This window comes from Noviherbaspirillum sp. (assembly GCF_036846085.1).
Lineage (GTDB): Bacteria > Pseudomonadota > Gammaproteobacteria > Burkholderiales > Burkholderiaceae_D > Noviherbaspirillum.
Window position 1 is genome coordinate 19,668 of sequence record NZ_DAIUCO010000034.1, and the last position, 8,744, is coordinate 28,411.

General features: G+C 58.8%; 8 protein-coding genes. 4 read left to right on the forward strand and 4 right to left on the reverse strand.

The window, feature by feature from the left end:
* Positions 1–33: 33 nt before the first annotated feature.
* A complete protein-coding gene (locus tag V7080_RS06250) occupies positions 34–882 on the reverse strand; it encodes an FAS1-like dehydratase domain-containing protein (protein WP_334187546.1) in 849 nt (282 codons plus the stop codon).
* A gap of 426 nt (positions 883–1,308) precedes the next feature.
* On the opposite strand from V7080_RS06250, the gene V7080_RS06255 reads away from it, so the two are divergent.
* The gene (locus V7080_RS06255) at positions 1,309–2,295 is read left to right on the forward strand and encodes a hypothetical protein (RefSeq protein WP_334187547.1); all 987 of its coding nucleotides are present in this window, start codon (positions 1,309–1,311) and stop codon (positions 2,293–2,295) included.
* Between the two features lie 154 nt (positions 2,296–2,449).
* Here V7080_RS06255 and V7080_RS06260 read toward each other — a convergent pair whose 3' ends face one another.
* Positions 2,450–2,836, reverse strand: a complete 387-nt coding sequence (locus tag V7080_RS06260) for a nuclear transport factor 2 family protein (RefSeq protein WP_334187548.1) — start codon at positions 2,834–2,836, stop codon at positions 2,450–2,452.
* 745 nt (positions 2,837–3,581) lie between these two features.
* Between V7080_RS06260 and V7080_RS06265 the strand changes: the two genes are divergently transcribed.
* On the forward strand, positions 3,582–5,636 hold the full coding sequence (locus V7080_RS06265; protein ID WP_334187549.1) for a PAS domain-containing hybrid sensor histidine kinase/response regulator: 2,055 nt from the start codon (positions 3,582–3,584) through the stop codon (positions 5,634–5,636).
* 105 nt (positions 5,637–5,741) lie between these two features.
* On the opposite strand, the gene V7080_RS06270 is transcribed toward V7080_RS06265, so the two are convergent.
* Positions 5,742–6,200: a GNAT family N-acetyltransferase gene (locus tag V7080_RS06270; protein ID WP_334187550.1), complete on the reverse strand. Its 459-nt coding sequence runs from the start codon at positions 6,198–6,200 to the stop codon at positions 5,742–5,744.
* A 27-nt stretch (positions 6,201–6,227) separates the two neighbouring features.
* The gene (locus V7080_RS06275; RefSeq protein ID WP_334187551.1) at positions 6,228–7,121 is read right to left on the reverse strand and encodes a LysR family transcriptional regulator; all 894 of its coding nucleotides are present in this window, start codon (positions 7,119–7,121) and stop codon (positions 6,228–6,230) included.
* 594 nt (positions 7,122–7,715) lie between these two features.
* Here V7080_RS06275 and paoA point away from each other — a divergent pair.
* Positions 7,716–8,369, forward strand: a complete 654-nt coding sequence (paoA, locus tag V7080_RS06280; RefSeq protein WP_334187552.1) for an aldehyde dehydrogenase iron-sulfur subunit PaoA — start codon at positions 7,716–7,718, stop codon at positions 8,367–8,369.
* Positions 8,366–8,744 (forward strand): FAD binding domain-containing protein (locus V7080_RS06285; RefSeq protein WP_334187553.1); only part of this gene is annotated, 379 nt, incomplete at its 3' end. The genes paoA and V7080_RS06285, both read left to right, overlap by 4 nt.

Sequence of the window (8,744 nt, forward strand, 5' to 3'; positions counted from 1 at the left end):
CTTGTGGTGTGTTCAAATGTCGCCAATACCGGATCACGCGAGCGTCGCCGTCGCTTCCATCGCCAGCAGGCCGTCGGGATCCCTTGCCCACAGGCTGACGCTCCTGCCGTCTTCGGACGGCTTGCCGCACACGCTGAAGTCGGCGGTGTCGAACAGCGGTCGCACCGCCTTGAAGCGGTAGCCGATGACCTGCGCGTCGGGAAGCTTCTCGCGCACCAGTTCCAGCAGCAACGTGGCAATCAGCGGGCCATGCACGATCAGGCCGGGATAGCCTTCGACGGACGTGACATACGAGCGATCGTAATGAATGCGGTGGCCGTTGAAGGTCAGCGCGGAATAGCGGAACAGCATCACTTCATCCGGGCGGATCGTGCGCTCCCAGGCGTGATCCGCCGGGGCCGGCACGCCGGCGGCCGTGGCCGTGCCGCCGCCCATGCCGCGATACACGATGTCATGCTCCTCCACCACCGCCGGCCCGGACGGACCGGCAATTTCATGTCTCACCAGCACAAACACCAGGCTGCCGCTGCGGCCCTCCTTGGCATCCACGCTCACGATGCGCGACGTGCGCTCGATCGCATCGCCGACGCGCAGCGGCTGCAGGAATTGCAGCCTGCCACCTGCCCACATGCGGCGCGGCAACGGCACCGGCGGCAGAAAACCGCCACGCTTTGCATGACCGTCCTCGCCGATGTCGGAATGACGGTGCAGCGGCAGGAAATACAGCCAGTGCCACAGCGGCGGCAATGCATCGCCGGCCGCGGGAAACGGCGCGTCGATGTCGAGCGTGGCCTGCATGGCGGCAACCGGGATGTCAGTAATCCTGTCGGACTTTGTCTCCGAGCGGCCTGTCCATTGCTGCAATTCGGAAAGAGAAGGCATGACTGCCGTTGAGTGAGTTTGCATGCACACAGGATGCGGCAACTCGGCGGCAATCACAATTCGCCATTTGCAAATGGGGAATTAGGCTTTGCTTAAGCGGGGGTATCACAGCCATGGATGGAGCGCACGAACAAACGTCGCAAGGCTGCAGGGACTTGCGCAGCCCGCACGATTCGTCTTGAGCAAAATGATTCCCACACCAGGCGAATTTTTCGGCTGAACCGATGGTTCCAAGGCCTGCGGCCCGATGGCATGCGGCAACTCCACTGCGTCAGTGATGACAAACATAACTTCAACCATTTGTTATTAAGAAACATCAATGAATTGCAGATGAAGTTTGAGGCACATCAAGCAATGGGCCCATTAATAAAGGAGGATGGCTCCCTCGCCGCGCTTCTACCGGTCATCTATTCCTTTAGGACTTTCATGAAATTTTTCCGCACAACCATGCTCGTCGGCGCACTCTGCGCGACAGGCATGTTCAATGCCGCCCATGCCCAAACGTCAGGCGCGCAAGCATCACCCTTCGGCAAAGTCACCGCACAACAAAAGCAGCAAGCCGTGCAAGCCCAGAATGCACAGTTGAGCGCCTTGGCGGCATGGCAAAGTCTGCCTGCAAAGCATCGGGAAAGTCTGACCGCCCAAATGGCGACGATGTCGGCGGCCGATCGTGCGGCATTGCTTCAGACAGTGCCGGCATTGAAAAATCTTACCGCGGAAGAAAATGCACTGTTGCTTGCCGATATTGCGCAGACAACGCCCTATCCGGTGTCGCTGACGATCCAGCCGCAGGAGGTGCATTTTCTTGCTGCCGGCTATACCAGCCAATTCACCGCCTACATGAACGATGTGCCGACCCCGGTGAGCTGGATGACAGGCACCGGTCCGAACAGCAGCGCTTTGATCATTGATCCGAGTGGCGTGATCCGGCTTCGCCCGACCGTCAGGCCGGTATCTACCATTGGCCCTGTCGTTGTTACCGCAACCAGCACGGATGGAAACAACACGACTGCCACCGCCACTGCGACGGCGCACGTAATGAAGATGGCGGTTGCCGAGGTCGCACAAGTGCAGGTATCGGGGGGGACCCAATTGTCGGTCGTGGCAACCATTGATGACCGCGTGCCGGAACCCAGCGGCCCGCCGACCGGGACCGCCGTGTTCTATTTCAGAACGAGCTTCAACGGCAACCCGGACTACCGCATTGGACTGTGCTCGGCGCAACTGGTCCCGCAGGCGGTGGCCACACCCGGCGTGCGATCCTCCGGCGCAAGCTGCGTATCGAATGCCATTGATCCAGCGATCTACTTGAACAAAACAGGCTCGATACAGGTAATGCATGTCGGCACGCCCGCATTTCCGCAGCAAGGAATATTCTTTGGCGCCACTGGCAGCACAACGATTACGCAATAGTCGAACTGCTCAGGCCGGCCGATCCCGCATTGGATCGCCGGCAACCATCGCGCTACAGCGGTCAGACCATCCGTTCGGGTTGCACCGGTGGCGCGATTTTGCAGTGAGGTTTTGGATCGTGCCTGGCCGTCACTTTCGAGTGGGAGGTGTTCAATCAGACGACTGATCGCAATTTGCCTTGCAGAGGGGCGGTGTCATAGATGCGGGTGATTTTCGTGAATTTGGTCAGATCCGCATTCAGGTCATATAAATTCATGCAATCAAATTCGATGGTCTTGCCGTCATTGCGCACCCACGTATAGTGAAAATGCAATGCAATGTGCTGCGTGTCTTTCATTGCCTGATATGTATTGACGATTCTTCCGATCGCACGGCTCATGTCGGTATCGGCAAAGAAGCGCTCATGATAGGTGCGTGCACCCAGCGTGCCGTAATGTGGCGATACCACCGTGGCATCAGGTTCAAAAAGCTGAAGCACTCTGTCGAGGTCGCTTTGGCCAAGCAACGCCAAGTACCTCTTGCAAAGGTCGAGCGGGCGCATGTGTCTTCCTCCATTTGCCTTTATTGCACTTTTCTTTTTTTGCACAGCATGGCATGAATCGTGGAGCAGCGACATCGTAAATTGAAAACATTTACATTCGCCAACAAGGACAGTTACAGCCGGCATTGTCCACTTCAAGGCATATAAACGCTGACGCACCAAGATTCCGCGTGACTGCCGAAATGCAATAGAAGAAATGGCACCATACTCTCTTGACATCGCCCGCTAAGAGCGTAGTATGCAAATCACCTGTCGCTTTCAACGTGCCAAAACATCCTTTGGACGATCGACGCGCATTGGTTGGAAACGAGTCTTGGCGGGAGCGATTGTCATATGCAGATGATCCCGAAGTCACGCCGCTTCCGACCCCCTAAACCCATGGTTCTGGGGTGCTGGCAACGTGCGACAGGTTCAATCTGACGGCCTGCATTCGTAAGAATGCGGGCCGTTTCCATTTTCCGGATGTGCAGCGACGGCATGTTTCGCATCCGTGTTTCCTGTTGAAGAATCATGCGACAGTTTTTGGGGACAGGCCCACATTAATGGCCTGTCGACAAAGCTGTTGATCTCCGCTTTGCCAGACCCGGATGGATGATCAACACAATTCAACCTCTGCCGACTCGACGAAGCGGACGGCCAAAGGCCAATCGCTGTCAGGCAAATCTCGTTCGGGTTCCGTATCAAAAATGAGCAACTATCGTTTCAGATAGACGTCTGACTTCGGAAAGGTTTTGCTCATATTGCAATGAATACACAGACACTTTCCGATCTGCCGGCTTCAGTTCTTGAAGCCGCATTTAATGCGTTACCGATCGGCTGTTACTTCCTGGCGCCGACTCCCGAAGCGACCATTCTCGGGGTGAATGATGCGTTTCTGCATACTATTAACCGTCAACGCAAGGACCTGGTCGGCAAGGGCTTGTTCGACGTCTTTCCGGGCGACCCCGACGATGCGGGCGACACGGGAGAGGCCGCCCTGCGCGAGTCCATCGCTCGAGCACTCCAAACAGGGCAACCGGCGCCCATGCCTGTGCAACGCTATCCGATTCAAAAGCCGACGGCCAATGGTGGCGTAGTGTATGAGGAGCGGTTCTGGAATGCTTGCAATACCCCGCTCTTTGGCGAAGACGGCCGGATCGCCTGCGTTTTTCACACCACCATCGAAGTGACCATGCAAGTCAGGGCCGAACAGGGGCTGGGCGCAAAGGAACGGCAGGCGCTGGAGTTCGCCCATCGTGCGGAGGAAGAGCGGCGCCGGCTTGATGCAGTCCTGGCTGCAACGCCAATCGGACTCGTCGTCACGGATGCCAAGGGCGGCCTCACCAATACCAACGCGGCACACAAAAAGCTTTGGGGCGAAAGCAATCCGGACACACATTCCGTGGACGACTATCGGGAGTACAAAGGATGGTGGGCGGAACCGCTACGTCAGGGACAGGCTCTCGAGCCGCATGACTGGCCGGCCGCGCGGGCTCTCACCGGTGAACATGCCTTGGGGGACCTGATCGAAATCGCTTCCTTCGATGACCCGCCTGTCCACCGCATCTGCTCCCTGTCCGCGGCGCCGATCCGTGACGAAGCAGGCCGTATCATGGGCGCGGTCCTGGCGGAGCTCGATGTCACCGAACGCATCGACGCGGAGAAGGCTTTGAAAATTGCCGATCGGCGCAAGGATGAATTTCTCGCCATGCTGGCGCATGAACTTCGCAACCCCCTGGCACCGATCAGTGCAGCAGCGGATCTGTTGTCGTGCGGCGGCCTGGATCCGGAACGCTTGCAGCATATCAGCGGCATCATTTCGCGGCAGTTCCGGCACATGACCGGTTTGGTAAATGACCTGCTGGATGTCTCACGGGTAACACGGGGTTTGGTGAAGCTGGATGTTCAAAAACTCGATGCCAAGCAGATCGTGGCTTTCGCAGTGGAACAAGTAAGGCCATTGATCGAGGCCCGCGGCCACCACCTGGCCGTCCATACGCCGCCGGGATCCGCCTGCGTCCAGGGTGATAGCAAGCGACTGGTGCAAGCGCTTTCGAATGTGCTTTCCAATGCTGTCAAATACACCCCGGAAGGCGGGAACATCACGCTGGACATGGAAATCGACAGGAGCCATGTCAGTATCCGCGTGCAGGACAACGGGATTGGAATGGACCCGGAACTCCTCGTCCAGGCTTTCGAGCTTTTTGCACAGGCCGAGCGTGCGTCGGATCGTGCGCAAGGTGGCCTCGGTATAGGGCTGGCGCTAGTGAAAAGTCTGATGGATCTGCATGGCGGAAGCGTGCATGCCTGCAGTGATGGACCAGGCAAGGGCAGCTGCATCAGCCTTCGACTGCCTTATGTATGCGACGCGGCAACGGATTCGCCATTCGATACCAGCCGCAGGGAGCTGGCGGTGACGAGCGCTCCGATGCGCGTGATGGTGGTGGATGACAATGAAGATGCCGCGCGCATGCTGGCAATGGTGGTGACATCCCTGGGCCATAAGGTGACCATCGAACATAGTCCTCGCAAGGCACTGGAACGCGCGGAAAGAGAACGGCCGCAACTCTTTCTATTGGATATCGGATTGCCCGACATGGACGGGTACGAACTTGCACGGCATTTGCGTGCCGCATCAACCACATCGGCAATATTCCTTATTGCCGTCACCGGCTATGGCCAGGAGCAGGATCGCGCCTGCGCATTGCAAGCGGGGTTCGATCATTTCCTGGTAAAGCCGGTCGATATGGTGCAGCTTGCGGACATCCTTCGCGATACCAGCACGATGTTAAGCCACAGAAACTTCGGGCCGCCTCGGTAACGTCGTCACGGCCCGATTCGGGCGCCGTTGCGCTTAACGGAAGTCAGCCCCTGCCATGCGCGAATTCCTCCTTTGCCTGCTCACTTCGTCGCCGGCGGAGTTGCATCAATCCATCGCTGTCCGCACCAACCTCATGTGGAGTAGCGGGAAAGGTTTTCCGAGGCCATCGACAGCCGTGCGCCCTTGCGTACGAAAACCCAGCTTTTCGTAAAAGCCGATCGCCTGCGCATTCTGTTCGTTGACATCGACTTCCGTGACGTTCCATCGGCGAATCGCATACTCGGCAAGCCTGCGCCCGATCCCTGTGCCGCGTTGAAGGGGATGCACAAAGAGTGCTTCGATCTTGTTGCCGGCGACACCGATAAAGCCCGCGACCCGGCCGTTCGCGTCACGGATGCACGCCATCTCCAGCGAGCCATAGAGGCCGTCGCGCACCATGGGCTTGAAAATCTCGATGTCGGCTTCGGATAAAAAATGATGCGTGGCACGCACGGCAGCCTCCCAGACTTCCACGAGCCGGGGAACCTCACTTGCCTTGACGATATCGATGTCCTTTTCGGTCATATCCGGTTGCAGCGACTTGCCTCCAGGTTAGCCCTTGTACCGGATCGCGTCCACGACAAGCGCCAGCGCCCGCGACGAATGCCGGCGGCTTGGATAGTAAGCATACAGGCCCGGAAACGATGGGCAGCACTTCTCCATCACGCTGAGAAGCCGTCCTGCCCGAACATGCGGGCGTGCCATGTCTTCCGGAAGGAAAGCCAATCCGCATCCGCTGAGCGCCGCATCCAGCATGTGATATGCGCTGCTGAAGGTGACCTGACCGCTGACGCGGACATCCAGGCGCCGGTCTCCATCCTGCAGCTCCCAGGCGTAGATGCCGCCGCTGCTGGCCAGCCGGAGGGTAATGCAGTTGTGCCTGACCAGATCCCGCGGCGACGTTGGAACCGGATGCGTTTTGAAGTATTCGGTCGAACCGACGATCATCATCGGCACATCGGCTGTCAACCGGACCGCGACAATGTCCTGCTCGATCTGGTCGCCGTAGCGCACCCCGATATCGAAACGTTCCGCTGCGACATCAACCATCCTGTATTCGGAACTCATCTCCACGCGCAGGTCCGGATAGAGCGGCAGTATTTTGGCGATGCGTGGCCACAGGACGCTTTCGATGACATGGTCGATCGCGGTGATCCTGATCGTCCCCGAGGGTCTATCGCCCAGTTCGCTGACGGCCTCGATTTCAGCCTCGATTTCGGCGATCCGGGGACCGACGGTCTGGAGCAGCCGCTCACCGGCCTCCGTCGGCGAAACGCTTCGTGTCGTGCGAGTCAGCAGGCGGACACCCAACCGCTCTTCGAGACCGCGCATGATGTGGCTCAGCGCCGATTGGGATATGTGGAGCTTCGCTGCGGCGCGGGTAAAGTTGCGTTCTCGTGCCAGGATCAGAAAGGCGAGAATGTCGTTGATGTTGTCGCGCGCCATTTGATCGGATCGCAGTATAGGAATGCCTTTCAGTGTGCCAGTTGCACATTCCGTTCCCTCCGGAAACCAGGCGTGAATGCCGGGCACGGATATTCTCTTGGCCTCACTTCACGCCTCTGTCCCGGCACGAGCACATAGCTCGCCCAATTCATGAATCCCATTCATAGAGGCTTGCAAATTTCGACAGCTTTCTACCCGCTAGCAGCCGCTAACATGGGTTGTGTCGAGAGCTTGGCTGGCCCGGCCGGTGGTACATGATCTGCCGACTGCCGTGTTTCAAGGTTTCAGAATCAGTGTGGGAGCGAGACTGGACGTTCCCGGTGCATCGTTCGGAGCGTTTCCATTGGTCCATCTATCGATCGCCGCAACTTTATTCGGCGGCATGGCTCTCTTAGTTGTCGCTTCATTCATTGTGGGCAACGGTGACCGCCTCAGGCGGCGCCGATGAGCGGAAGTGCATCTAGCCGCCATGTTCCATAACCCAAACAATTCGACCTACCCTACAGGGCTTGCTCAATGCCATCACAGATCGCCGGCATCCGGGTCCATGGCGGTCGGTCCTAGCAAGCTTCTTTCGATTCGAGGAGTGCCGGAATGACCGAATTTGATCCATCACGCAGGAAACTGCTCAAAGCCACCGCGGTGGCGACCAGCGGTGCGGTGATCGCAGGACGGCTTGTGCCGGAAGCCGAAGCGGCGCCTGCGCCTGTTGCGCCGCCGCAGTCATCCACCCCCGCGAACGTCAATGTACTCCTGCGTGTCAACGGCAGCGAGCATCAGTTGATGATCGATCCGCGTACCACATTGCTGGATGCGCTGCGTGAACGCCTGCATCTCACAGGCAGCAAGAAAGGATGCGATCAGGGCCAGTGCGGCGCCTGCACCGTGATTGTGGACGGGCGGCGAATCACCTCCTGCCTCACCCTCGCCGTCATGCAGGAGGGACACGACATCACGACGATCGAAGGACTGGGGACGCCGGCGAACCTGCACCCGATGCAGGCGGCATTCATCAAGCACGACGGCTACCAGTGCGGATTCTGTACGCCCGGCCAGATCTGCTCGGCCGTCGCCATGCTCGACGAGGTCAAGGCCGGCATACCGAGCCATGCGACGGAAGACCTGACGGCCGCGCCCCGGATGACAACCATCGAGTTCCGTGAGCGCATGAGCGGCAATATCTGCCGCTGCGGCGCCTATTCGAATATCCAGGAAGCGATCGCCGAAGTCGCGGGAGTCAAGGCATGAAACTGTTTACCTATGAGAGAGCCGCTTCTCCCGCCGAAGCTGCCGCGGCTGCGGCGCGAACCCAGGGCGCAAGATTCATTGCCGGCGGTACCAACCTGCTCGACCTGATGAAGCTGCAGATCGAGACGCCGACCCACCTGATCGACATCAATGACCTCGGCCTGGACAAGATCGAGCCGGCGGCGGACGGCGGCCTGCGGATCGGCGCATTGGTGCGCAATACCGATCTGGCCGCGAACGAGCGCGTGCGGCGCGATTATGCCGTGCTCTCGCGCGCACTGCTCGCCGGCGCCTCGGGACAGTTGCGCAACCAGGCAACGACAGGCGGCAATCTCCTTCAGCGCACACGCTGCCCCTATTTCTACGACACCAACC